A 23,093-nucleotide genomic window follows, 5' to 3' on the forward strand; every position below is an offset into this window, starting at 1 on the left:
GTCGCCCCGATCGTAGCCGGTGCCGTCCCCGGGACGTGCTCCCGCGCGGACGTGCGCGGCCGCGCGGGCTCCGCACGGTGCCCGGGCGCGCGGACGCCCTCAGATCAGCCGGGACACCAGGTTGACGAGGGCCACGACGCCCAGCACCACGATGACGGTGCGCAGCACCACCGGGGAGAGCCGGCGGCCGATCTTGGCACCGGCCCAGGAGCCCGCGGTGGAGCTCACGGCGATGAGCAGCACGACCCACCAGTTGATCCGGTCGAGGGCGAACAGGACGTAGGAGACCGCGGCCACGATGTTGACGAGGGCCACGAGCACCACCTTGACGGCGTTGGCGGCCTGCAGGGAGGCGAGCAGGAACACGCCGAGGATGCCGAGCAGGAGCACTCCCTGGGCGGCCACGAAGTAGCCGCCGTAGACGCCGGCCAGGAAGACCAGGGCGTACAGGGACGCCGGCTGCGGCGCCCGGTCCGGGTCGAGGGGCCGCGGGGTCTCCCCGCGCGCCCGCGCCGCCGCGGCGGCGGCCTCGGCCTGGTTGTCCTTGCGGCGGCGCACCAGCGCCTGGAGCCGCGGCTGGAAGATCACGAACAGGAGGGCGACGACGATCAGGGCCGGCGCCGCGTAGCCGAACACGGACTCGGGCAGGTGCAGCAGCAGCGCCGCCCCGATGACGCCGCCGGCCACCGAGAACGGAACGAGCTTCAGGAGGGTCCGTTCGACGCCCTTGAGCTCGTGGCGGTAGTGCCAGGCGCCCGTGAGGTTGCCGGCGATCAGGCCCATCGCGTTGGACATCGAGGCGGTCACCGGCGGCACGCCCATGGTGACCAGCACGGGGAAGGTCACGAGGGTCCCGGAGCCCACGATGGTGTTGATGAGTCCGGCCCACACCCCCGCGAGGAGGATCAGTCCCACCTGCCAACTCTCGAAGGGCAGGTCGGCGAGGAGGCCGGTGACGAGCTCGCCGGCGCTGCCCGCGGACCGGGGCACGAGCGGGGGCACGGACAGGGGCACGAGCGGGGGCACGGAGGGGAACGCGGCCACGGAGCCGGTCAGGACCGGGCGAACGCCGCGTAGCGGTTGCCGACCTGCACGAGCTTGAGGGGCAGCCCGAACGTCTCGGAGAGGTTCTTCTGCGTCATGACCTGCCGGACGGGCCCGGAGGCGACGACCCGTCCCTCGCGCAGCAGCAGCGCGTGGGTGAAGGCGTCGGGCACCTCCTCCAGGTGGTGGGTGACCATGACGACGGCCGGGGACGCCTCGTCCCGGGCCAGCTCGTCCAGCCGTGCCACCAGGTCCTCCCGGCCGCCCACGTCGAGGCCGGCCGCCGGCTCGTCCAGGAGCAGCAGCTCGGGGTCGGTCATCAGGGCCCGGGCGACGAGCACGCGCTTGCGCTCCCCCTCGGACAGGGACCCGAACCGGCGCTCGGCCAGGTGGTCGATGCCCCACGCTGCCATGAGCTCCTGCGCCTGTGCCTCGTCGGCGTCGTCGTAGCTCTCGATCCACCGCCCGGTCACGCCGTAGGCGGCCGTGACCACGCAGTTGCGCACGGTCTCGGCCTCGGGGATCTGGGCGGCGAGCACCGTGGAGCTCAGGCCGATCCGGGGGCGCAGCTCGAAGACGTCCACCGCGCCGAGGATCTCGTCGAGGATGTCCACCATGCCCCGGGTGGGGTGCAGCCGGGCGGCGGCGATGGACAGCAGCGTGGTCTTGCCGGCCCCGTTGGGGCCCAGCACGACCCACCGCTCGCCCTCGTTGACGACCCAGTCCACGGACTCCAGCAGCGTCTTCCGGCCCCGGACCACGCTGACGTCCACCATCTCCACCACAGCACTCATACCGGCCACTGTAGGGCACCGGCGGCGGCGGTTCCCGCCCCGGCGCCCGCCGCCGGGCCGGTGCGTCCGGGGGCCCGGATACACTGGCCGCATGACCACCCACCTCGCCGTGATCGCGTTCGCCCAGAATCCGGACCCGGAGGCCCGTGAGCGCATCCTCACCCTGGTGCAGGACGCCGGCGCCGAGGTCGAGCGGTTCTCCGGCGTGCGGGTCACCGGCCCCGGCTCCGCCGGGCACGACTCGGGGGTCCCCGGCTACAACGCCTTCACCGCCCACGTGGCCGGATCGGACGCCACCGCCCTGCTCGCGGCCCTGCGCCCGGACCCGCTGGAGCAGATGCTGCCGGGGGTGGACGTCAACGTGGTGCCGACCACCCTGTTCGACCCGGAGCGCAAGAAGCTGCTCGTCATGGACGTGGACTCCACCCTCATCCAGCAGGAGGTCGTCGACATGCTCGCGGCCCACGCGGGGCGCGAGGCCGAGGTCACCGCCGTGACCGAGGCGGCCATGCGCGGGGAGCTGGACTTCGCCCAGTCCCTGCACGCGCGGGTCGAGGCCCTCGCGGGGCTGCCCGTGTCCGTGCTCGACGAGGTCCTGGCCGCCGTGCGGCTCTCCCCCGGCGCGGACGTGCTCGTCAAGGCGTTCCTGCGGGAGGGGCACGCCGTGGCGGCCGTCTCGGGGGGCTTCCTGGAGGTCCTCACCCCGCTCGCGGAACGGCTGCGGCTCACCCGGCACACCGCCAACACCCTGGAGGTCGCCGACGGGAAGCTCACCGGCAGGGTGCTCGGCGAGGTCGTGGACCGCACCGTCAAGGAGCGCAGCCTGCGGACCTGGGCCGGGGAGCTGGACGTCGCCCCCGAGGACGTCATCGCCGTGGGCGACGGCGCCAATGACATCGACATGGTCACGGCCGCCGGACTCGGCGTGGCCTTCAACGCCAAGCCCGCCCTGCGCGCGGCCGCCGACGCCCAGATCAACCTGCCGAACCTGGACGCCGTCCGCTTCTTCGCGGACCTCTGACCCGCCGCGGCCCCCGTGCCCGGGGTCGCCGCCCGGTGCCGCCCAGGAGGACCGTCGGGGCCGGGACCCGGGCCGCAGCACGGCCCGTAGAGTGGGGTGCAGCACACGCGGCGGTCGCGCACGAGACCACGCCCGGCCACGAGGAGAGACAGTGACGGTACCCGGTGCGCTCCGGCAGCGCCCCGGCTTCCTGGTCCGGATGATGCTGCTGCACCTCGCCGTGGTGACGGTCGTGGTGGCCCTGTGCGGGGGCGTCTACGGCTGGCTGACCTACGAGCGCCTGGGCCGGGACGCCGAGCACCAGGCCCTGTCCATCGCCCGGGCCGTGGCCGCCACCGACGACGTCCGCGCGGGCGTGGCCGACCTGGCCCCGGCCGGCCCCGAGGACCTCGACCCGGACGCGCTGGCCCGGGGTTCCCTGCAGTCCTCCGCCGAGGAGGTCCGCCGCCGCACGGAGTCCCTCTTCGTGGTGATCACCGACGACAGCGGGCTCCGGCTCTCCCACCCCACCCCCGAGCTGCTGGGCCTGCCCGTGAGCACGGACCCCACCGAGCCGCTGGCCGGGCGGGAGGTCACCAGCCAGGAGCGCGGCACCCTGGGCCACTCGGCCCGGGCCAAGGTCCCGGTGTACGCCCCCGGCTCGGGCTCGGCGGTGGTGGGCGCGGTGAGCGTGGGCATCTCCCGCGAGGACGTGCTCGCCAGCCTCCGGCAGGACATCACCCCCGTGGCGGCCACCGCCCTCGGCGCCCTGGGCCTCGGTGCGGCCGCCTCCGCGGCGATCGCGCGCCGGCTCAAGCGGCTCACCCTCGGACTGGAGCCCGAGGAGATCGTCGCGCTCGCCCAGGACCAGGAGGCGGTGCTGCGCGGGGTCGACGAGGGCGTCATCGGCGTCTCGCCCGAGCACCGCATCACGGTGGTCAACGCCGAGGCGGCACGGCTGCTGGGCGTGGCGGAGCCCTCCCGGCTGGTGGGGACCCCGCTGGCCGAGGCGGGGCTGCCGGCGTCCTTCGCCGCCCTGCTCGCCGCGGCGACCCCCGCGTCCCCCGCGGTGGAGCAGGTCGTCGGCCGGCACGTGCTCATCCTCTCGGCCCGTGCCGTCCGGCCCGCCGGCCCGGGATCGCCCCCGCTCGGCTGGGTGGTGCTCGTCCGGGACCGCACCGAGCTGCAGTCCCTGACCCGCCAGCTCGACGCCGTCGGCGCCCTCAGCACCGCCCTGCGCGCCCAGCGCCACGAGTTCGCCAACCGGCTGCACACCATCTCCGGGCTGCTCGCGATCGGCGACGCCGAGGAGGCCCGCCGGTACGTGTCCGAGGTGACCGAGACCGGGCCCCTGAGCTATCCGGCCGAGCGGGCCGAGCTGCTGCGGGACCCGTACCTGCAGGCGTTCCTCGGGGCCAAGAGCGTCGAGGCGGCCGAGCGCGGCGTGAGCCTGCGCATCGGCGCGGACACCCTGGTCCGCGGCCGGATCACGGACCCGCAGGACGTCACCACGGTGATCGGCAGTCTCGTGGACAACGCCGTCCGCGCCGCGGTCCAGGGCGCGGCGGAGGACCGCTGGGTCGAGGTCGAGCTGCTCGACGACTGGACCGGCGGGGAGGGCACGCTGCACCTCGTGGTGGCCGACTCCGGCGACGGACTGCCCGTGCCGGACCCCGAGCCGATCTTCGCCCAGGGCTGGTCCACCGCCGTCCCGTCCGGCGGCTCCGGGGACGGCGGCGGACCGCGCTTCGACGTGCTGCCCGACGTCCACGGCCAGGGTTTCGGGCTGTCCCTGAGCCGTGAGCTGGCCCGCCGGCGCAGCGGGGACGTGTGGGTGGCCGATCCGGGCCGCCCCGGCGGACCGGGAGCCGTCTTCTGCGCCCGCCTGCCCGGTACCGTGGTCCGCGAGCCCGTGGCCGACGTCCGCGGGGAACCGACCGCCGGCGCAGCAGGAGGTGCAGGATGAGCGACGACCTGGTGGTCCTCGTGGTCGACGACGACTTCCACGTGGGCCGGCTGCACGCGGGCTTCGTGAACGCCGTGCCGGGCTTCACCGCGCTCACCCCCGTGGGCACGGCCGAGCAGGCCATGCGCACCGTCCACGCCCACCAGCCCGACCTCGTCCTGCTGGACGTCTACCTGCCCGACGCGCTCGGGCTGGACCTGCTCCGGGCCCTCGACGTCGACGTCATCATGCTCACCGCGGCGGCCGACCCCGCCTCCGTGCGGACCGCCGTCCGCCGCGGCGCCCTGGCCTATCTCATCAAGCCGTTCCCGAACGAGCGGCTGGCCCGCACCCTGCGGGCCTACGCCCGGTACCGCCGGCTGCTCACCGACCGGGACGCGCTGACGCAGGAGACCGTGGACCGCGCCCTGCACGCCCTGCACCCCGGCGAGACCTCCTCCCCCGGCGAGCGCACCCGGTCCGCGACGGAGGCCTCCGTGCTGGCGGCCCTGGAGCCCGGGGCGCCGCTCCCGGCCGCGGAGATCGCCCGCAAGGTCGGCATCTCCCGGGCCACCGCCCAGCGCTACCTCTCCGCCCTGGCCGAGGACGGCTCGGTCGAGATCCAGCTCCGCTACGGGAGCACCGGCCGCCCCGAGCACCGCTACGGGCCGCCCGCCCCCTGAGCACCAGGTTCATGCTCAGGGCCGGTCCCTAGACTGCAGGCCATGGCCAGCAGGGTACGACCGGAACCACAGGACCACTGCGTCTCCTGGCCGGACGAGATCTGCGACGACCCGGTGGCGGAACGGGCGAGGCTGTTCGCGGTGAACCTGCGGGCGGCCGTGGGCTCCCGGCCCCTGCGCGAGGTCGGGGCGCTCGCCGGCGTCGACCACACCGCGCTGTCGCGGATCCTGGACGGCCACGTCTGGCCGGACGGGTACACGGTCGCCCGTCTGGAGGTCCGGCTGGGGACCAGCCTGTGGCCCCCGTACGAGGAGTGACCGCACGGCCCGCCGCGCCCCCCGCGTAGAGTCGGTGCCGTGGCAGCAGCGCTCCGCTCCCGGCGGACGACCTTGCGGCGAGCCGAGGAGGACGACACCGTGATCGACGCCCACCTGCACGTGATCGACCCGCGGTTCCCCCTGGTGCCGAACCAGGGCTACGTGCCCCCGTGCTTCACGGCCGAGGACTACCGGCGGCGGGTCCGGGGACTGGGCGTGGTGGGCGGGGCGGTGGTGAGCGGCTCGTTCCAGGGCCACGACCAGGCCTTCCTCCGCGCGGCGCTGGCGGAACTCGGCCCGGGCTTCGCCGGGGTGACCCAGCTGCCGCCCGGCGTCACGGACGAGCAGGTGCGCGAGCTCCACCGGGCCGGGGTGCGGGCCGTGCGCTTCGCCCTCCGCCGCGGCACGGACGCGGACCCCGCCGGCATCGAGCGGCTGGCCCGGCGGGTGCACGAGCTCGCCGGGTGGCACGCCGAGTTCTACCTGGACGCCGCGGCCCTGGAGCACCTCGCCCCCCTGCTGCGGCGGCTGCCGCGGACGGTCGTGGACCACCTCGGCATGAGCGCGGCGGGGCTGCCCCTGCTGCTCGAGCTCGTCGGGCACGGGGTGAGGGTCAAGGCCACCGGCTTCGGCCGTGTCGACCTCGACGTGCCGGACGCGCTGCGCCGGATCCACGCCGCCGACCCGACGGCGCTGCTCTTCGGCACCGACCTGCCCAGCACCCGGGCGGAGCGCCCGTTCCGGGACGAGGACGTCGGGCTGGTCGTACAGACCCTGGGCGCGGACGCCGCGGCGTCCGTGCTGCACGACAACGCGGCCGCCTGGTACGGGCTGCCGCGCGCCTCCGCGGCGGTCTGACCGCCCGGCACCACGGGCCCCGGACCCCGGCCGGGATCAGCGGGACGGCGTCGGGGCGACGTTGTGGTTGCCGCGGAACACGTTGTCCGGGTCGTAGCGGTTCTTCAGCTCGACCAGCCGCTCGTGCTTGGCGCGCCCGTAGGCCTCCCGCGCCGCCGCCCCCGGGTCGCCGCCCTGCTCCGCCCCCAGGAAATTGACGTACTGGCCCTGCTCCGCGAACGGCCCCAGGGCCGCGTGCACCCGCCGGGCGTAGGCCGTGAGCCGGACGTCGTCGGCCGGGTCGCGCCAGAAGCCGAAGACGTTCAGCCAGAACCGTGCGGCGCGGCTGGGCCACGCCGTCGCGTCCTCGGGCACCCGGCCGAAGGCGCCGCGGAGACAGTGCAGGTTGATGCCGCTCCCCACCCAGGTGATCTCGGAGGCCACGGCCACGAGGGCGGCGACGACCTCCTCGTCCAGCCGGCTGAAGGCCACGTTCTTCCAGTATCCCCGGGAGCCCACCGGGAAGACCGGGTCCTTCCCGGTCTGCCAGGAGGTCCAGGGCACCGGGCCCACGGTCTCCAGATCGGGCGGCACCGCCGCGCGCAGCCGCTCGACGAGCTCCAGGCCGCGCCCGTGCTGCGGCGAGGCCCAGGCGAGACCGACGGTCATGAGCACCTCGTGCCCGAGCCCGTACTCCGGCGGGAGGACCACGAAGGACACGATGGTGTTCATCTCGTCCGGGAGCTCCCGCGTCCACTCCTCGAAGGCCGCGAGCGCCCGCTCCCACTTCGGGCGGCGGTAGACGAGGCCGCCCGCCAGGACGGGGGACGCCAGCGGGTGGGCCCGGAGCGCGAAGGAGGTGACCACGCCGAAGTTGCCGCCCCCGCCGCGCAGTCCCCAGAAGAGGTCCGGGTGCTCGGCCGCGTCGACGTGCAGGTGCTCCCCCGCGGCGGTGACGACCTCCGCGGAGACCAGGTTGTCGAGGGTCAGGCCGTGGGTGCGGGTCAGCCACCCGATGCCGCCGCCGAGCGTGAGCCCGGCGATCCCGGTGCCGCCGACCACGCCGAGCGGCACGGCGAGGCCGTGCGGGGCCGTCGCCCGGTCCACGTGGGCGAGGGTGGCCCCCGGCTGGGCGGTCACGAGGCGCGCGGCGGGATCCACGGCCACGCGGGTCAGGCCGCCGAGGTCCAGGACGAGGCCGTCCGCGACCGTGCTGTGCCCGGCGATGCTGTGCCCGCCGCCGCGCACGGCCAGCGGCAGGCCGCTGCGCCGGGCGGCGGCCAGGCAGGGGTCGACGTCGGCGACGGACCCGGCGCGGGCGACAGCGCGCGGACGGACGTCGACCATCCCGTTCCACAGCCGTCGCGCGTCGTCGTACCCGGGATCCTGTGGGCTGATGAGGACCCCGGTGAGGCGCTCCGCGAGCTCGCGCAGGGCTCGGTCGCGCGCGCGGTCACCGGTGACCGGGCGGTGGGTGCTCATGGCGGGTTCCTGCGACGAGGGACCCTCGGGCCCCGGTGGAGCGGCGGATCGGCCGCCGGTGCCGTGGCGGGAAGTGTAGTCCGGGCCGCCGGGACCGGCAAGGAGTCGCGCCTACTCGGGCCACACCTGCCGGTCCGGGCCCTGCAGCACGTAGCGCAGCTCCACGGCGCCGCCCTCGAAGTGGGTGGTGCGCTGCAGCCGCAGGTCGCGCGCGGCCTCGGTCGGCAGCACCGGGTGGCCTCCGCCGAGGACGACGGGCATGTACGTCAGCCACAGCTCGTCGAGCAGCCCGGCGTCCGCGAACTGGGCCGCGAGCCGGCCACCGCCCACCACCCACAGGTTCCGCCCGCCCGCGGAGGCCGTCAGCGCCTCGGCGTGCAGCGTCACGGGCCCGCTGACGAAGAGCAGGTTCGCGCCCTCGAGCCTCGGCAGCTCCCGGTGGGTGAACACCCACACCGGCAGGTCGCCGTAGGCCCAGTCCCCCTGGTCGAGCACGAACTCGTACGTGCTCGCTCCCATCGCGAGCGCCCCGACGTCGGCCAGGAAGGCGTCGTAGTGCTCCTGGTAGGCCTCGAAGCCGTACTGCAGCAACCAGTCGAGGTGGTTCTCCCGGTCGGCGATGTACCCGTCGGCGCTGGCCGCCACGTAGTACTGCGTTCTGCTCATGCGCACCAGGTTACGCACCCCGGCGGCGGCTTCCCAGGGACTCTTCCCCCGCGGCACGGACGGGGTCATCATGAGGACATCGACCGATCGACGCGGAGGCCGGACCATGCCCATGCTGCTCAATCCCTACCTCTCGTTCCGGGACACCGCCGAGGAGGCGATGACGTTCTACCGCTCCGTGTTCGGCGGGGAGCTGTCGCTGAGCCGCTTCAGCGAGTACGGGGCCAGCGACGACCCCGCGGAGCAGGACAAGGTCATGCACGCGATGCTCACCACGGACGCCGGCATGGTCCTGATGGCCTCCGACACCCCGGACAGCATGGCGCTGACGGTCGGGGACAACGTCGCGGTCTCCGTGAGCGGCGACGACGAGGCCCTGATGCGCGGCTGGTGGGAGACGCTGACCGCGGGCGGGACCGTCACGATGCCGCTCGAGGAGGCGCCCTGGGGCGGCCTGTTCGGGATGTGCACCGACCGCTTCGGCACCCACTGGATGTTCAGCGTCGGCGGCGCCGACTCCTGAACGACCCCGTCCGACCCGAGGAGGACCGTCCCATGCGGATCACCCACACCAGCGTCTTCGTCGACGACCAGCAGCAGGCCCTGCTGTTCTACACCGGCAAGCTCGGCTTCATGGTCAAGCACGACGTCCCCGCCGGCGGCGCCCGCTGGCTCACCGTGGTCTCGCCCCAGGCGCCCGAGGGCGTCGAGCTGGTCCTCGAGCCCTCGGAGCACCCCGCCGTGGGACCGTTCAAGGCCGCGCTCGTGGCCGACGGCATCCCGTTCACCAGCTTCGGCGTCAAGGACGTGCGGGCGGAGTACGAGCGCCTGCGCGAGCGCGGCGTGCACTTCGTCCAGGAGCCCACGGTCGCCGGTCCGTACACCACCGCGGTGCTCGACGACACGTGCGGCAACCTCATCCAGATCGCGAGCCCGACCCCCGGGTGAGGGACCCCGAGCGAGCGCGGGCCCCGGGCACGCCGCCGCGGGGCGGGGGCGCGGCGGTCAGGCCCGGGCCCGCAGCTGCTCGGCGAGCGGCCGGTAGTGCCCGGACATCGCGGGGTGGTAGTCGCGGGCGAAGTCGACGGCGTCCGGGCTGCCGCCGGTCTCGGCGGCGACCAGCCGGTCCAGGTAGTACTCCCAGCCGGGCCCGACCGACTCCACCTCGTCGGGATCGGGATACCGGTGGGTGAGCTGCAGGACGGTCGTCCCGCCGTAGTCCACGACGTCGAGGTCCACGCGCCAGGCGTCGGCCGCCGTGCCGAGCGTGAGCGCCAGGTGCTGCGGCGGCTCGCACCGGCGGATCAGCAGGGGCTCGGGCCGGTCCCAGTCCTCGGCGGTCATGAGCAGCTCGACCCGGCCGGAGGCCGGGTCCCCGCGCCACGTCCCGTACCAGCGGGCGAGCCGCTCGGCGTCCGTCACCGCGGCCCAGATCTCCTCGGCCGAGGCCCGGAACGTGCGGGCGAGCACGAGGTGGCCGCCCGGGTCGAGTCGTCCTGTGGGCCGTGGGGTCATGGTGGCTCCTCGCTCGGCTCCGCACCGCGCGGAGGTGCTCCTGGCCGAGGCGCCGACGGCCTCGCGCCGTGTGGTCCATCAATAGCACCCGCGGCCGGTGGGCGGCGTCACAATGCGGTCGGTTCCGCACCGGCGAGCAGGAGCCGGCACGGGATCCGGCCCCGCGGACCGGCCCCACGGACCGGCCCCACGGACCGGCCCTGCGGACCGGGCGTGCGCGCCGGCACGCCCGCCGCTCCACGGCGCCGCCGCCGGCCAGAAGCGGCGACGGCGGCAAGCGGCGACGGCGGGGCGGCCACCCCGGAAGGTGCCCGCCCCGCCGTCGTCGCCGGTCTACTTGCGCCCGGCCTTCGCCAGGAAGTCGTCGGCGCCGCCGACGAGCTCGACGTGCCCGGTGGGGACGTCCGCGGTGACCATCCGGGCGATCTCCTCGGCGAACTCCTGCACGGAGTAGAGCTTGCCGGCGGCCTCGCGCCGCTCCTCGAGCGCTCCCGGGCGGGCCCGGTTGAGCAGGGTCGCGGTCACGGTGCCCTCGATCATGTCGCCGGAGACCACCACGAAGGTGATGCCCTTCTCGGTCAGCTCGGGGATGCGCGCGGTGAGGGCGTCCTCGCCGGCGCGCTTGGACCGCGCGACCTCCACGTACTCCGGCATGGTCTCGACGTCGTTGATGAAGTGCGCCTGGTGGCTGGTCACGAAGACCACGCGCCCGCCCTCGGGCAGGTGCTCGAGGCCCGCGGTGAGGGTGTCCTCCTGCGCGTCCCGGTTGAGCTTGAGGGCGTAGTCCTCGCCGAGGTCCGTCTCCATGCCGCCGGAGGCGTTGAGCACGAGCACGTCCACCCCGCCGAAGGCCTCCACGGCCCGGGCGAAGAGGTTGCGGACGTCCTCGGGCTGCGTCATGTCGGCCTGCACGGCGACGGCCTTCCCGCCGGCCGCCTCGATCTCCTTGACGACCTTGTTGGCGCGGGGCGCCTTCTGCCGGTAGTTGACGACGACGTTGGCGCCCTGGGCGGCCAGCAGCTTGGCGGTGTCGGCGCCGACGCCGCGCGAGGACCCGGTGACGACCGCGGTCTTGCCTGCAAGTGAACTCATGGTGCTCCTTCGGTGGAACGTGCGGGGATCGTGGGTGGCGGGGCTCAGTGGCCCATGCCGAGGCCGCCGTCCACGGGGATGACGGCGCCGGAGATGTACTTCGCCTCGTCGGAGGCGATCCAGCGCACCACGGCGGCGACCTCCTCCGGCTCGGCGAAACGGCCGGCGGGGATGGAGGAGAGGTAGTCCTTCTGGGTGTCCTCGGGCAGGGCCGCGGTCATCTCGGTGTTGATGAACCCGGGGGCGACGACGTTGGCGGTCACGTTGCGCCCGCCCAGCTCGCGGGTGATGGAGCGGGCGATGCCGACCAGTCCGGCCTTGGACGCGGCGTAGTTGACCTGCCCGGGCGAGCCGTAGAGCCCGACCACGGAGGAGATGAGGACCACGCGCCCGCGCTTGAGGCGCATGAAGCCCTTGGCGGCGCGCTGCACCACGCGGAACGCCCCGGTGAGGTTGGTGTCCACGACGTCCTGGAAGTCCTGCTCCTTCATCCGCAGCAGCAGGGTGTCCCGGGTGATCCCGGCGTTGGCCACGACCACCTCGACCGGGCCGAACTCGGCCTCCACGGCCTTGTAGGCGGCGTCGATCGAGGCGGAGTCGGTGACGTCGGCCTGCACCGCGAAGAAGCCCTCGGGCGCCTCGCCGGAGCGGTAGGTGACGGCCACGTTGTCACCGGCGTCACGGAACGCCTGCGCGATGGCCCGTCCGATCCCGCGATTGCCGCCGGTCACGAGGACGGTGCGGGGTGCCGGGCTGCGCTGCTCGTCTGCCATGGGGAAGGGCCTTTCGGTCGTGGGTCACGGGACGGCGGCGGGCGACGATCGCGGGCCCGCGCGGAGATCCCCCAATGGTACCGGTCGGGGCGCCGGTGGCTCTCGGGGACGGTCTTCGCGATGTCGGACCCCGGTGAGACAATTGACCGTCTGTTGGGAGGACCATGAGCAAGCGCTATCTCACGACCGGCGAGACCGCCGGCCAGGACGACGTCCACTCCATCACCGCCACCGCCGAGCCGCACACCCAGGACATGGGCCACCGGATGAAGGTCTACAGCATCCAGATGGGCCTGCGCATCGTGTGCCTCGTCGTGTTCGTGGTGGTGGACAACATCTGGGTCCGCGGCATCGCGATCCTGGGCGTGGCGATCCTGCCCTGGATGGCGGTCCTGCTGGCCAACAGCAACGACCGCTCCACCCGGACCAGCCACTACTACGAGCCGCCGGGCGCGCCCGCGCTGGCGGCCGCCCCCGAACCGGCGCCGCCGGCGGAGCCGCTCGCGATCGGCTTCGTCCTGGAGGGCGAGTTCGTGCCCGGCCACGGGGAGGACGGCACCTCGCCGCCGGGCGCCGGGAGCACAGCGGCTCCCAGCGAGGACCCGGCTTCCTCCGCTACTGTCGAGGACGACACCACCCGGCGCCGCGGCGCGGCCTGAACCCGCCGCCGGCCGGCCCGGGACCCCGACCGCACACCCTGAGGAGCACGACCGCCGTGGAGTTCGACCTGCTCGGATCGCTGTCCCCGCGAGGCGCCGAGACTCCCCCGGCCGGGCCCGACACCCCCCAGTGCTCCCGCAAGGGCTGCCGCGCGGACGCCGCGTGGCAGATCCGGTGGAACAATCCGCGCCTGCACGCCCCGGAGCGGCGCAAGATCTGGCTCGCGTGCCCGGAGCACCGCGGCGACCTCGAGCAGTTCCTCGGCGCGCGCGGCTTCTGGAAGGACACCGTGCCGCTCGACGGCGCGGGCCCCGCGCAGGAGCCGCGGGGATGAACGACTACCGCTTCCTGCTCAGCGGCAAGTGGCTGGGCTTCCTCCTCCTCGCCTGCGCCGCCGCCGTGCTCTCCGTGTACCTGGGCGGCTGGCAGATGGACCGCAACGACCACCTGATCGGCGAGAACACCAAGGTCACGCAGAACTACCGCGCCGAGCCCCTGGCCGGCGCGGAGGCCGCCGCGCAGTTCGCCGCCCACGACGAGCGCCTCACCTGGCACCCCGTGCGGCTGACCGGCCGCTACCTGCCGGAGGACCAGGTCCTGGTCCGCAACCGGCCGCAGGACGGACGCGTCGGCTACGAGGTCCTCGTCCCGTTCCGCACGCAGGACGGGGACGTGGTGGTCCTCGACCGCGGCTGGATCCCCACGGGCGAGTCGGCCAACGGGATGCCGGACGCCGTGCCCGCCCCGCCCGCCGGCGAGGTGACGGTCACCGCCCGCCTCCAGCCCGGGGAGCCGGCCGTCAGCCGCGGCGCCCCGGCGGGGCAGATCGCCTCCATCGACCTCGAGGAGCTGCGCGAGCGCTGGGGCGTGCCGGTCGGCACGGAGGCCTACGGCGAGGTCTACGCCGAGGACCCGGCGCCCGCGGCGGCCCCGGCCCCGGCCCCCGAGCCGGAGATCGACTCCGGGCCGCACCTGTCCTACTCGCTGCAGTGGTACGCGTTCGCCGCCCTGTTCTTCGTGGCCTACGGCTACGCCGCCCGCCAGCAGGCCCGCAACGACGCGTGGGACCGCCAGTACGCCGAGGAGATGGAACGCCGGCTCTCGCGGTTCTACGACGAGGAGGGCAACTACATCGGCGAGGGCGACGAGGAGCTCGTGGTGCGCCGGATGGAGATGGCCGACGACATGCCGGCCCACCTCAAGTCGCTCATGCGGCCCAAGCCGCAGCGCAAGCGCTCCCGCCCCACGTGGGAGGACGAGGAGGACGCCCTCCTGGACGCCCTGGAGCGCGAGCGCACCACCGCCGCCCGCGACTGACCCCGGGCGCCGCCGCCCGGCTCAAGCCAGGGAGATGAGGTCCTGGTACTCCTGGCTCCACAGGTCCTCGGTGCCGTCGGGCAGGATCACCACGCGCTCGGGGTCCAGCGCCTCGACCGCGCCCTCGTCGTGGGAGACGAGCACGACCGCGCCCTCGTAGGTGCGCAGCGCGTTGAGGATCTCCCGGCGGGAGGCCGGGTCCAGGTTGTTGGTCGGCTCGTCGAGCAGCAGCACGTTGGCGGAGGAGGCCACGAGGGTCGCCAGCGCCAGACGGGTCTTCTCCCCGCCGGAAAGCACCCCGGCGGGCTTGGAGACGTCGTCGCCCTGGAACAGGAAGGAGCCCAGGACGTTGCGCACCTCCGTGTCGGCGAGGTCGGGGGCCGCGGTGCGCATGTTCTCCAGCACCGTCCGGTCCGGGTCCAGGGTGTCGTGCTCCTGGGCGAAGTAGCCGAGCTTGAGCCCGTGCCCGGGGACCACCTCGCCGGTGTCGGGCTGGGCCTCGCCCGCGAGCATCCGCAGCAGCGTGGTCTTGCCGGCGCCGTTGAACCCGAGGATGACCACCCGGGAGCCGCGGTCGATGGCCAGGTCCACGTCGTTGAAGATCTCGAGCGAGCCGTAGGACTTGGACAGGTCCCGGGCGGTCAGCGGGGTCTTGCCGCAGTCCGCGGGCTTCGGGAAGCGGATGTTGGCGACCTTGTCCGCCTGCCGCTCGCCCTCGAGCCCGTTCATGAGCCGCTCGGCGCGCTTGATCATCTGCTGGGCGGCCACGGCCTTGCTGGCCTTGGCGCGCATCTTGTTGGCCTGGTCCATCAGGGCGGTGGCCTTCTTCTCCGCGTTGGCGTACTCGCGCTTGCGGCGGTGGGCGTCCTGCTCGCGCTGGAGCAGGTAGTTCTTCCAGCCCATGTTGTACAGGTCGATGACGCAGCGGTTGGCGTCCAGGTACAGGACCTTGTTGACCACCATCTCCATCAGCTCCACGTCGTGGCTGATCACCAGCAGACCGCCCGCGAAGTTCTTCAGGAAGTCCCGCAGCCACACCACGGAGTCGGCGTCCAGGTGGTTGGTGGGCTCGTCGAGGAGCATGATGTCGGCGTCCGAGAACAGGATGCGCGCCAGCTCCACGCGGCGGCGCTGACCGCCGGAGAGCGTGCGCAGCGGCTGGCCGAGGATGCGCTCGGGCAGGTCCAGGTTGGACGTGATCGTCGCGGCCTCGGACTCCGCGGCGTAGCCGCCGCCGGCGAGGAACTCCGACTCGAGCCGGTCGTAGCCGCGCATGGCCTTGTTGCGCACGGTCTCGTCCTCGGAGGCCATGTCCTGCTCGGCCTGGCGCAGGCGGGCGACGACGCCCGCGAGGTTGCGGGCCGAGAGGATGCGGTCACGGGCCAGCTGGTCCATGTCCTCGACCTTCGGGTCCTGCGGGAGGTAGCCGATGGCCCCGGTGCGCGTGACCGTCCCCGCCGCGGGCAGGGTCTCCCCCGCGAGGACCTTGGTCATCGTCGTCTTGCCGGCGCCGTTGCGGCCGACGAGGCCGATCTTGTCCCCCCTGTCCACGCGGAAGTTGACCTCGTCCATGAGCAGCCGCGCACCGGCACGCAGTTCGAGGTTCTGGACAGTGATCACGGAGGAGGCCTTTCGGAGGGGAGTGCGGAGAGAGGTGTGGGCGCCCTGACCGGGCAACCTGTCCATCCTACCGGTCCGCGTTCGGCGGCGGCACCCCGATCAGCCGGCCGGTTCCGCGTTCTTGCTCACGTGGTGGACCGGCATCTCGTCCGCGAGCGCCGATGAGACGCCCGGGAGGGTGCGGGCGTTGTAGTCGGCGACCTGCCAGCCGCGGTGCGGGTGCTCCTGCAGCACGGTCCACGCGCAGTTGGCCATCCCGGCGAACATGTCCCGCAGCCGGGGCGGGACCCCCAGGAAGGCCGCCAGGCCGCTGCGCAGGGCCGCGCCGTGGCCCACCAGCACGCCGGTGCGGCCCTCGTCGAGCGCCGCGGCGGCGTCGGTGAGCACGGCGGTCATCCGCTCGTCGACCTCGGAGGGCAGCTCGGCGCCGGGCACCCGGTAGTCCTCCTGGGAGAAGAACCGGGCGTAGACCTCGGGGTGGCTCTCGCGGAACTCGGCGAAGGTGGTGCCCTGGCGGATGCCCACGTCGTACTCGCGCAGCCGGGCGTCCAGCCGCACCTCGAGCCCGGTCAGCGACGCGAGCTCCTGGGCGGTGTGCCGGGCCCGCTGCAGATCGCTCGACCACACGAACGCCGGCTCGAAGGAGGCCAGCGCCGGGGCGGCGGCCCGGGCCTGCCCGCGCCCGACGGGATCGAGCGGGATGTCGGCCTGTCCCTGGGCCCGGTTCTCGACGTTCCACGCCGTGCGCCCGTGGCGCCACAGCACCAGGCGGCGGCGCGCCGGTGTCCGGGAGCTCCCCTGCTGGTCCATCCCTGCCTCTCCTCGGCGTCGCGGCCGCCGGCCCGGCGGCCGCGACACATTCGACCGACTCCTCGCGATCTCTTCTCGACGGGCCCGCCGCTCGGTAGTGTCCGACGGCAACTGATCAGCCACCTTCCAGTATTCCTCATCCTCGGAAGCGAGCAGCATGCGACAGGACGTCCAGGAGTGGTTCGCCGCCCGCAGCTACCACGGCAGGCAGTGGTCCGCGGAGCAGCTGTGCCGCCGCAAGCGCGGGACCACGGTCAGCGTGGTGCTGCCCGCCCGCAACGAGGCCGAGACCGTGGGCCGGATCGTCGCCGCGCTGCGGCGCCAGCTCATGGAGGACGTGGCGCTGATCGACGAGCTGGTCGTCATCGACTCGGACTCGACGGACGGCACCGGGGCGGTCGCCGCGTCGGCCGGTGCCCGGGTCCACCGGCAGGACGAGATCCTGCCCGCCCACGGCAACGTCCCCGGCAAGGGCGAGGCGCTGTGGAAGTCCCTGGCCGTGACCACCGGGGACGTGCTCGCGTTCGTCGACGCGGATCTGCGGGAGTTCGACCCGCAGTTCGCCGTGGGGCTGCTGGGTCCCCTGCTGACCGAGCCCGGGGTGCAGTTCGTGAAGAGCTGCTACGACCGCCCGCTGCAGGACGGCACCACCGTCCTGCCCGCCGGCGGCGGGCGGGTCACGGAGCTCGTGGCCCGGCCGCTGCTCAACCTGTTCTGGCCGCAGCTGGCGGGCCTCGTCCAGCCGCTGGCCGGGGAGTACGCCGGGCGCCGGGAGCTGCTGGAACGGGTGCCCTTCGTCTCCGGGTACGGGGTGGAGATCGCGATGCTCATCGACGTCCTGCAGGCCGTGGGCCTGGACGCCATGGCCCAGGTGGACCTCGGCGTGCGCTCGCACCGCAACTCCCCGGACGCGGCCCTGGCCCGGATGGCCGCCCAGATCCAGCTCACGGTCCAGGCGCGGCTGCGCTGCGAGGCGCCGGTCGCCGGCGAGAGCGGGCACCTCACCCAGTTCCTGCGGCAGGGGGAACGCTTCCTGGCCGAGACCCACGAGATCAGCGTCCGCGAGCGCCCGCCGATGGCGGAGGTGCCCGAGTACCGGGCGCAGCCGGCCCGCGTCGCATGAGCGGGCTGCGGGTGCTCGTGAACGCGGGCCCCTGGCTGCCCGTGCCCCCGTCCGGCTACGGCGGGATCGAGACGGTGGTCGCCACCCTGGTGCCGGCGCTGCGACGGGCGGGGGCGCACGTCACGCTGGCCACCGTCGGGCCCAGCACCCTCGAGGCGGACGAGCACCTGCGGCCGCTGCCGGAGCCGGCGTTCCGTTCCATCGCGATGCCCTACAACCGGGTCTCGGGCATCGCCCACGCCCACATGCAGGGCCTCGTGGACGCGCTGCGGGACGGGGACCGCTGGGACGTGGTGCACGACCACCTGGAGGTCGTGGGCCCGTCCGTGCTCGGCGCCATGGGCACGGCCGCCCCGCCGACCCTGCAGACCCTGCACTGGGACCTGCGCAAGCACCCGGAGTTCTACTCCGCCTTCGACGGCCGCGGGCGCGTGCGCTTCGCCGCGGTCTCCGCCTCCCAGCTCGAGCGGGCTCCCGACGCTCTGCGCCGGCAGACGATGGGCGTCGTCCCGCTCGCGGCGCCGCCGCCGCTCGAGGTGGAGGCGGCCCCGGGCGAGCACCTGCTGGTCCTGGCGCGGATCACCGCCGACAAGGCGCAGGACGTGGCGGCCCGGGTCTGCCGCCGGGCGGGGGTGCCCCTCGTCCTGGCCGGCCCCGTCGCCGGGATCGACGACCCGCAGGAGCTGGAGCGCCGGCTCGCCGACGGCGACGAGGCGCTGCGCGCCCACCCGGACGTCCGGTACTGGCTCGAGGAGGTGCGGCCGCTGGTCGACGGCGCGGCGGTGACCTGGGTGGGCGGTGTGGCCGGCGAGCGCAAGGAACGGCTGCTGCGCTCGTCCCGGGCGCTGCTGTGCCCCATCCGCTGGGCCGAGCCGGGCGCCACCGGCGTCGTCGAGGCGCTGGCCCGCGGCGTGCCCGTCGTCGGGACGCCGCGCGGGGTGCTTCCCTCGCTCGTCGAGCACGGGCGGACCGGCTTCCTGGCCGCGGAAGAGGACGAGCTGGTCCGGCACCTGCACGAGCTGGACCGCCTGGACCCGCAGGCCTGCCGAGAAGCCGCCGAGCGGTGGACGCCGGCGGGCATGGCCCGGCGCTACCTGGACCTGTACCACCGGCTGCTGGAGGAGAACCCCGCATGACGCTCAGGATCGCCCTCGTGGGGGCCGGCTCCGTGGCCCGGCGCCACGTCGACGTGCTGCACCGGTTGGGCGGCGCCCGCGTGGTCAGCGTGACCGACGCGCACCGGCCCGCCGCCGAGGCCCTCGCCGCCGAGCTCGACATCCCGTGCTTCACCGACCCGGAGCAGGCCCTCGACGCGGTGGAGGCCGACGCCGTCTACGTCTGCGTGCCCCCGTTCGCCCACGGGCCCGCCGAGCACGCCGCCCTCGAGCGCGGCAGGGCGCTGTTCGTGGAGAAGCCCGTGGGGCTGGGCCTGGACGTCGCCGAGGGCATCGGCCGGCTGGTCGAGGAGTCCGGGGTCGTCACGGGCACCGGCTACCACTGGCGCTGCCTGGACACCGCCGTGCTCGCCCGGGACCTGCTCGCGGACGCCCCGCCGCTGCTGGCCAACGGCTACTGGCTGGACAAGCGCCCGCCGGTCCCGTGGTGGGCCCGCACGGACCGGTCGGGCGGGCAGGTCGTCGAGCAGCTGACGCACGTGCTGGACACCGCCCGGTTCCTGCTGGGCGAGGCCGTCGAGGTCTACGCCGCCGGGGTCCGCGGCACCCCGGACGGCACCGCGCCGGAGGACGGCGACGTGGACGACGCGACCGCCGCCACCGTGCGCTTCCGCTCCGGGGCCGTGGCAACGCTCGCGGCGACCTCCGCGCTGGCCGTCAAGCACCGCGCCGCGCTGCACACGGTCAGCCGCGGCCTGGTCCTCGAGCTCGCCGAGGAGGGGCTGACGGCCTTCTGGCCCGCGGAGCGCACCGAGCACGCCCCGGCCGAGGACCCGAGGATCGCGGTGGACCGCGAGTTCCTGGAGGCCGTGCGCGGTGAGCGGGAGGCCACCCGGGCGCCCTACGGCGAGGCGCTGCGCACCCACCGGCTCGCGTGCGCCATCGCGCAGTCGGCCCGGACGGGCCGGGCGGTCGCCCTGGAGGACCACGGATGAGCGTCCGGCGCAACCTCGTGGTCCCCGCGCGCGGCCGGATCGAGATCGCCGAGGAGGAGCTGCCGGAGGTGCCGGAGGGCGGGCTGCTCCTGGAGACCCTGGTCACCGGCCTGTCGGCGGGCACGGAGCTGGCCTTCGTCAAGGGGGACCACCCCGGGCTGCACTCCCGGCACGACACCGAGCTGGGCCTGTTCCGCTCCGGCGTCCCCGAGCAGGGCTATCCCGTGCGCCGCCTGGGCTACATGGAGGTCGCCCGGGTGGCGGAGTCCCGCACCCCCGCCTTCCGGGCGGGGGACGTCCTCGCCACCGCCTACGGCCACGCCACCGCCCACGTGGCCGACCCCCTGAGCGAGCACCTCGTACCGCTGCCCGCCGCGCTCGACCCGCTGCTGGGCGTCTTCGTGGCCCACTTCGGCCCCATCTGCGCCAACGGCCTGCTGCACGCGGCCGCCGACGCCGGGCCGGTGCGCGGGCTGGGCGACGGCGTGGCCGGACGGCTCGTCCTCGTCACCGGGGCCGGCCCCGTGGGCCTGGTCACCGGGCTGTTCGCCCGCGCCCTCGGGGCCCGGGAGGTGGCCGTGGCCGACTCCGACCCGCGCCGGCGGGCGGTCGCGGAACGCCTGGGCTTCCTCCCCCTGGACCTCGACGACGACCCGGGGCGGGTGCTCAAGATCCGCTGGCGCCACGGCCCGGGCGAGCACGGCGCGGACGTGGTGTTCCAGTGCCGCGGCAAGCCCGGGGCCCTGCACGCCGCGCTGCGGGCGGTCCGGCCCCAGGGCAGCGTGATCGACCTGGCGTTCTACACCGAGGGCGCCGACGCGGTGCGGCTGGGCGAGGAGTTCCACCACAACGGGCTGAGCCTGCGCTGCGCGCAGATCGGGCGGGTGCCGCGCGGCCTGGCCCACACCTGGGACCGCGCCCGGCTCTCCGCGGAGACGATCCGGCTCCTGGACGCCCACGCCGGGGAGGTCCGGGAGCACCTCGTCAGCGACGTCGTGGGCTTCGACGACGCCCCGGCGCTGATGCACGACGTCGCGGCCCGCCGCCGGCACGTCCTGACCGCCGTCTTCGAGGTGGACGGCCGCTCCTGACCGGCCCCGATGCGGCTCCGGGCTCCGCCGTCCGGTGGACACCCTTCCGACAGCCGCCTTAGGGTTGGGGCGAGCGCCGTCGTCGTCGCACGACCGCACCCCGACCGCCGCCTTCCCCGAGGAGCCCTGCATGGCCACGTCGTCCCGACCGGAACACCCTCCTCAGCACCCCGGCGGAGGCTCGTCGGCCGCCCCGCTGCACGCCGAGAGCGTCCTCGGCGGCAAGCTCGACCCCGGCACCAGTACGGTCCCCGCCACGGGCCCCGGGGTCGAGCCGGCCGGCTTCGAGGAGACCACCCAGGCGCTGGCCCCCGCGGTCGGGCCGTGGGCGGACTCGCTGGGCCGGGCCGGTTCCCGCGCCGCCCAGACGCTGCTCGTGGCCGCCGTGGTGGTCGGACTCGTCTGGATCCTGCTGCGGATCAAGGTCGTGGTCATCGCCGCCATGGTCGCCCTGATCCTCGCCTCCGCGGTGGGGCCGGTCGTGAAGTGGCTCGAGCGCAAGGGCTGGTCGAACCTGCTCGCGACGCTGACGGCCTTCCTCGGCATCCTGCTGCTGCTCGGCGGCGTGATCACGGGGATCGTGCTCACGGTGCGCAACCAGTGGGACACCCTGACCTCGCAGGCTTCGGAGGGCTGGAACGAGCTGCGCCGGCTCCTGGAGTCCACGCCGCTTCCCCTGGACACGGCCAGCATCGACTCCGCCGTGCGCCGGGCGACCGACTTCGTCACCAGCGGCAGCTTCGCCGGCAGTGCCCTGAGCGGGCTCTCCGCGGCCGCCTCGTTCGTCACCGGGCTCGTCCTGATGATCGTCATCCTCTTCTTCTTCCTCAAGGACGGGGAGAAGATGTGGAACTTCGCGCTGCGCTGGTTCCGCGGCGAGCGCCGGGCCAAGCTGGCCGAGTCCGTGGACCGCGGCGCGCAGGTCCTCGGCGGCTACGTCCGCGGCACCGCCTTCGTCGCCCTCGTCGACGCCGTGCTCATCGGCGCGTTCCTGCTGGTCTTCGGCGTGCCGCTGGCCGTGCCGCTGGCGGTGCTCGTGTTCGTCACGGCCTTCATCCCCGTGGTCGGGGCGACCGTCGCGGGGATCATCGCGGCCCTCGTCGCACTCGTGACCAACGGTCCGGTCATCGCCCTGGCCGTGGTCGGCTGGATCATCGTGGTGAACCAGATCGAGGGCAACATCCTCCAGCCCGTGGTCATGGGCCGCACGCTCAGCCTGCACGCGCTCATGGTGCTGCTCGCGCTGACCGTCGGCACCCTGGTCGGCGGCATCTTCGGCGCCATCCTGGCCGTGCCGTACACCGCCGTCGCCTGGGCCGTCATCCAGGTCTGGTCCAGCCGCTACCAGGTCGGCGACGACCCCGTGCTCGGACCGGACCCGGTGAACCCCGAGGACCGGGTCGAGTCCAAGGCCACGATGGCCGAGCGCTGGCGGTACCAGCGGATGCGCTACCAGCAGACCCTGGGCGGCCGCTTCGGGGCCACGGAGCGCGACGCCGCCCGGCAGGACGACGACGGCGACCGGCCCGCCGACGGAAAGGGCACCGGTTCCGCCGCCGGTGCCCGCAAGCCCTAGTCTGGGAGCCATGACCAACGTCGAACGCCGCCGCGCCATCACCGCCGAGGACCTCGCGAACATCGCCGTGTTCGCGGCGCTCACCGCCGCCCTGTCCGTGCTCCCCGGGATCCCGCTCGGCTCGGCCGGGGTGCCCCTGACCCTGCAGACCCTCGCCGTGTTCCTGACCGGCCTGGTCCTGGGCGGGACCCGCGGGCTGCTGGCGGTGGCGCTCTACGTCCTGGTCGGCCTCATCGGCGTCCCGGTCTTCGCGGGCTTCCGCGGCGGGCTCGGCGTGCTCGCCGGGCCCTCGGCGGGCTACATCCTGGCCTTCCCTCTCGCCGCGGCCGCGGCCGGCTACGTGGCCCAGTGGCTCATCCCGTCCCGCCGCGCCAACGACGGCGGCGCCACCAACGCCCGCTACGAGCGCACCGGCGTCTACACCCTCCGGCTCGTGGCCGCGGCCCTGGCCGGTTTCGTGGTGATCCGGATCGGCGGGATCCTCGGCCTGGTGGTCAACGCGCGCCTGCCCTTCCAGGACGCGTTCCTCGCCGACCTCGTGTTCTGGCCCGGCGACCTCGTCAAGGTCGTGCTCGCCGCGGTCATCGCCGTGGGCGTGCACAAGGCGTTCCCCCGGATCGCGGGCACGCGCTGACCC

The 23,093-nt window shown here is 74.4% G+C and carries 25 protein-coding genes; 16 read left to right on the plus strand and 9 right to left on the minus strand.

Annotation, left to right across the window (positions count from 1 at the left end; translation table 11 throughout):
• Positions 1–99: 99 nt before the first annotated feature.
• Together RCG67_RS06955 and RCG67_RS06960 are read right to left on the minus strand one after the other, a co-directional pair.
• Entirely contained in the window at positions 100–936 is an 837-nt protein-coding gene (locus tag RCG67_RS06955) for a sulfite exporter TauE/SafE family protein (protein ID WP_368825563.1), read from the minus strand.
• 116 nt (positions 937–1,052) lie between these two features.
• A complete protein-coding gene (locus tag RCG67_RS06960; protein WP_058875021.1) occupies positions 1,053–1,838 on the minus strand; it encodes an ABC transporter ATP-binding protein in 786 nt (261 codons plus the stop codon).
• 91 nt (positions 1,839–1,929) lie between these two features.
• Here RCG67_RS06960 and serB point away from each other — a divergent pair, with 91 nt between their 5' ends.
• The 5 genes from serB (at position 1,930) to RCG67_RS06985 (ending at position 6,642) form a co-directional block, all read left to right on the plus strand.
• On the plus strand, positions 1,930–2,859 hold the full coding sequence (gene serB / locus RCG67_RS06965) for a phosphoserine phosphatase SerB (protein WP_368825434.1): 930 nt from the start codon (positions 1,930–1,932) through the stop codon (positions 2,857–2,859).
• Positions 2,860–3,010: 151 nt separating this feature from the next.
• On the plus strand, positions 3,011–4,804 hold the full coding sequence (locus RCG67_RS06970; protein WP_368825435.1) for a sensor histidine kinase: 1,794 nt from the start codon (positions 3,011–3,013) through the stop codon (positions 4,802–4,804).
• Entirely contained in the window at positions 4,801–5,466 is a 666-nt protein-coding gene (locus RCG67_RS06975) for a response regulator (protein WP_058875023.1), read from the plus strand. Before RCG67_RS06970 ends, RCG67_RS06975 begins: the two co-directional genes overlap by 4 nt.
• A 42-nt stretch (positions 5,467–5,508) precedes the next feature.
• The gene (locus RCG67_RS06980) at positions 5,509–5,784 is read left to right on the plus strand and encodes a helix-turn-helix domain-containing protein (protein WP_157571450.1); all 276 of its coding nucleotides are present in this window, start codon (positions 5,509–5,511) and stop codon (positions 5,782–5,784) included.
• A gap of 39 nt (positions 5,785–5,823) precedes the next feature.
• Entirely contained in the window at positions 5,824–6,642 is an 819-nt protein-coding gene (locus RCG67_RS06985) for an amidohydrolase family protein (RefSeq protein ID WP_368825436.1), read from the plus strand.
• Positions 6,643–6,678: 36 nt separating this feature from the next.
• On the opposite strand, the gene RCG67_RS06990 is transcribed toward RCG67_RS06985, so the two are convergent.
• Both RCG67_RS06990 and RCG67_RS06995 read right to left on the minus strand, forming a co-directional pair.
• Complete coding sequence (locus RCG67_RS06990; protein WP_368825437.1) at positions 6,679–8,103, minus strand: FAD-binding oxidoreductase; 1,425 nt, start codon at positions 8,101–8,103, stop codon at positions 6,679–6,681.
• 111 nt (positions 8,104–8,214) lie between these two features.
• Positions 8,215–8,769 (minus strand): dihydrofolate reductase family protein, encoded by a 555-nt coding sequence (locus RCG67_RS06995; RefSeq protein WP_368825438.1) that lies wholly within the window; start codon positions 8,767–8,769, stop codon positions 8,215–8,217.
• A 106-nt stretch (positions 8,770–8,875) separates the two neighbouring features.
• Between RCG67_RS06995 and RCG67_RS07000 the strand changes: the two genes are divergently transcribed.
• Together RCG67_RS07000 and RCG67_RS07005 are read left to right on the plus strand one after the other, a co-directional pair.
• Positions 8,876–9,292, plus strand: a complete 417-nt coding sequence (locus tag RCG67_RS07000; protein WP_368825439.1) for a VOC family protein — start codon at positions 8,876–8,878, stop codon at positions 9,290–9,292.
• A gap of 32 nt (positions 9,293–9,324) precedes the next feature.
• On the plus strand, positions 9,325–9,717 hold the full coding sequence (locus RCG67_RS07005) for a VOC family protein (protein ID WP_368825440.1): 393 nt from the start codon (positions 9,325–9,327) through the stop codon (positions 9,715–9,717).
• A 57-nt stretch (positions 9,718–9,774) separates the two neighbouring features.
• Here RCG67_RS07005 and RCG67_RS07010 read toward each other — a convergent pair whose 3' ends face one another.
• From RCG67_RS07010 to RCG67_RS07020, 3 genes are all read right to left on the minus strand, one after another.
• Entirely contained in the window at positions 9,775–10,284 is a 510-nt protein-coding gene (locus RCG67_RS07010; RefSeq protein WP_368825441.1) for an SRPBCC domain-containing protein, read from the minus strand.
• 333 nt (positions 10,285–10,617) lie between these two features.
• The gene (locus RCG67_RS07015; RefSeq protein ID WP_368825442.1) at positions 10,618–11,376 is read right to left on the minus strand and encodes an SDR family oxidoreductase; all 759 of its coding nucleotides are present in this window, start codon (positions 11,374–11,376) and stop codon (positions 10,618–10,620) included.
• A gap of 44 nt (positions 11,377–11,420) precedes the next feature.
• On the minus strand, positions 11,421–12,149 hold the full coding sequence (locus RCG67_RS07020; protein WP_368825443.1) for a beta-ketoacyl-ACP reductase: 729 nt from the start codon (positions 12,147–12,149) through the stop codon (positions 11,421–11,423).
• Between the two features lie 164 nt (positions 12,150–12,313).
• On the opposite strand from RCG67_RS07020, the gene RCG67_RS07025 reads away from it, so the two are divergent.
• Genes RCG67_RS07025 through RCG67_RS07035 form a run of 3 tightly spaced genes read left to right on the plus strand, consistent with a single transcriptional unit; the run spans position 12,314 to position 14,126 of the window.
• Positions 12,314–12,808, plus strand: coding sequence for a DUF3099 domain-containing protein (locus RCG67_RS07025; protein ID WP_368825444.1), 495 nt, complete (start codon positions 12,314–12,316; stop codon positions 12,806–12,808).
• 56 nt (positions 12,809–12,864) lie between these two features.
• Entirely contained in the window at positions 12,865–13,143 is a 279-nt protein-coding gene (locus RCG67_RS07030) for a hypothetical protein (RefSeq protein ID WP_368825445.1), read from the plus strand.
• Positions 13,140–14,126, plus strand: coding sequence for an SURF1 family cytochrome oxidase biogenesis protein (locus tag RCG67_RS07035; RefSeq protein ID WP_368825446.1), 987 nt, complete (start codon positions 13,140–13,142; stop codon positions 14,124–14,126). The genes RCG67_RS07030 and RCG67_RS07035 overlap by 4 nt, the downstream gene beginning before the upstream one ends.
• Positions 14,127–14,147: 21 nt before the next feature.
• On the opposite strand, the gene abc-f is transcribed toward RCG67_RS07035, so the two are convergent.
• Both abc-f and RCG67_RS07045 read right to left on the minus strand, forming a co-directional pair.
• Positions 14,148–15,746: a ribosomal protection-like ABC-F family protein gene (gene abc-f / locus RCG67_RS07040; protein ID WP_368825447.1), complete on the minus strand. Its 1,599-nt coding sequence runs from the start codon at positions 15,744–15,746 to the stop codon at positions 14,148–14,150.
• Between the two features lie 99 nt (positions 15,747–15,845).
• Entirely contained in the window at positions 15,846–16,556 is a 711-nt protein-coding gene (locus tag RCG67_RS07045; RefSeq protein WP_368825448.1) for a histidine phosphatase family protein, read from the minus strand.
• 157 nt (positions 16,557–16,713) lie between these two features.
• Here RCG67_RS07045 and RCG67_RS07050 point away from each other — a divergent pair, with 157 nt between their 5' ends.
• The 6 genes from RCG67_RS07050 (at position 16,714) to RCG67_RS07075 (ending at position 23,090) form a co-directional block, all read left to right on the plus strand.
• Positions 16,714–17,679: a glucosyl-3-phosphoglycerate synthase gene (locus tag RCG67_RS07050; protein ID WP_368825449.1), complete on the plus strand. Its 966-nt coding sequence runs from the start codon at positions 16,714–16,716 to the stop codon at positions 17,677–17,679.
• On the plus strand, positions 17,676–18,815 hold the full coding sequence (locus RCG67_RS07055) for a glycosyltransferase (RefSeq protein WP_368825450.1): 1,140 nt from the start codon (positions 17,676–17,678) through the stop codon (positions 18,813–18,815). The genes RCG67_RS07050 and RCG67_RS07055 overlap by 4 nt, the downstream gene beginning before the upstream one ends.
• Positions 18,812–19,789 carry a Gfo/Idh/MocA family protein gene (locus RCG67_RS07060; RefSeq protein ID WP_368825451.1) on the plus strand — a complete coding sequence of 326 codons (978 nt, stop codon included), beginning with the start codon at positions 18,812–18,814 and terminating at the stop codon, positions 19,787–19,789. The genes RCG67_RS07055 and RCG67_RS07060 overlap by 4 nt, the downstream gene beginning before the upstream one ends.
• Positions 19,786–20,880 carry a zinc-dependent alcohol dehydrogenase gene (locus RCG67_RS07065; protein WP_368825452.1) on the plus strand — a complete coding sequence of 365 codons (1,095 nt, stop codon included), beginning with the start codon at positions 19,786–19,788 and terminating at the stop codon, positions 20,878–20,880. Before RCG67_RS07060 ends, RCG67_RS07065 begins: the two co-directional genes overlap by 4 nt.
• Positions 20,881–21,010: 130 nt before the next feature.
• Positions 21,011–22,456, plus strand: coding sequence for an AI-2E family transporter (locus tag RCG67_RS07070; protein WP_368825453.1), 1,446 nt, complete (start codon positions 21,011–21,013; stop codon positions 22,454–22,456).
• A gap of 10 nt (positions 22,457–22,466) precedes the next feature.
• Positions 22,467–23,090 (plus strand): biotin transporter BioY, encoded by a 624-nt coding sequence (locus RCG67_RS07075; protein WP_368825454.1) that lies wholly within the window; start codon positions 22,467–22,469, stop codon positions 23,088–23,090.
• Positions 23,091–23,093 lie beyond the last annotated feature (3 nt).

The organism is Kocuria cellulosilytica, assembly GCF_040981245.1.
Taxonomy (GTDB): domain Bacteria; phylum Actinomycetota; class Actinomycetes; order Actinomycetales; family Micrococcaceae; genus Kocuria; species Kocuria cellulosilytica.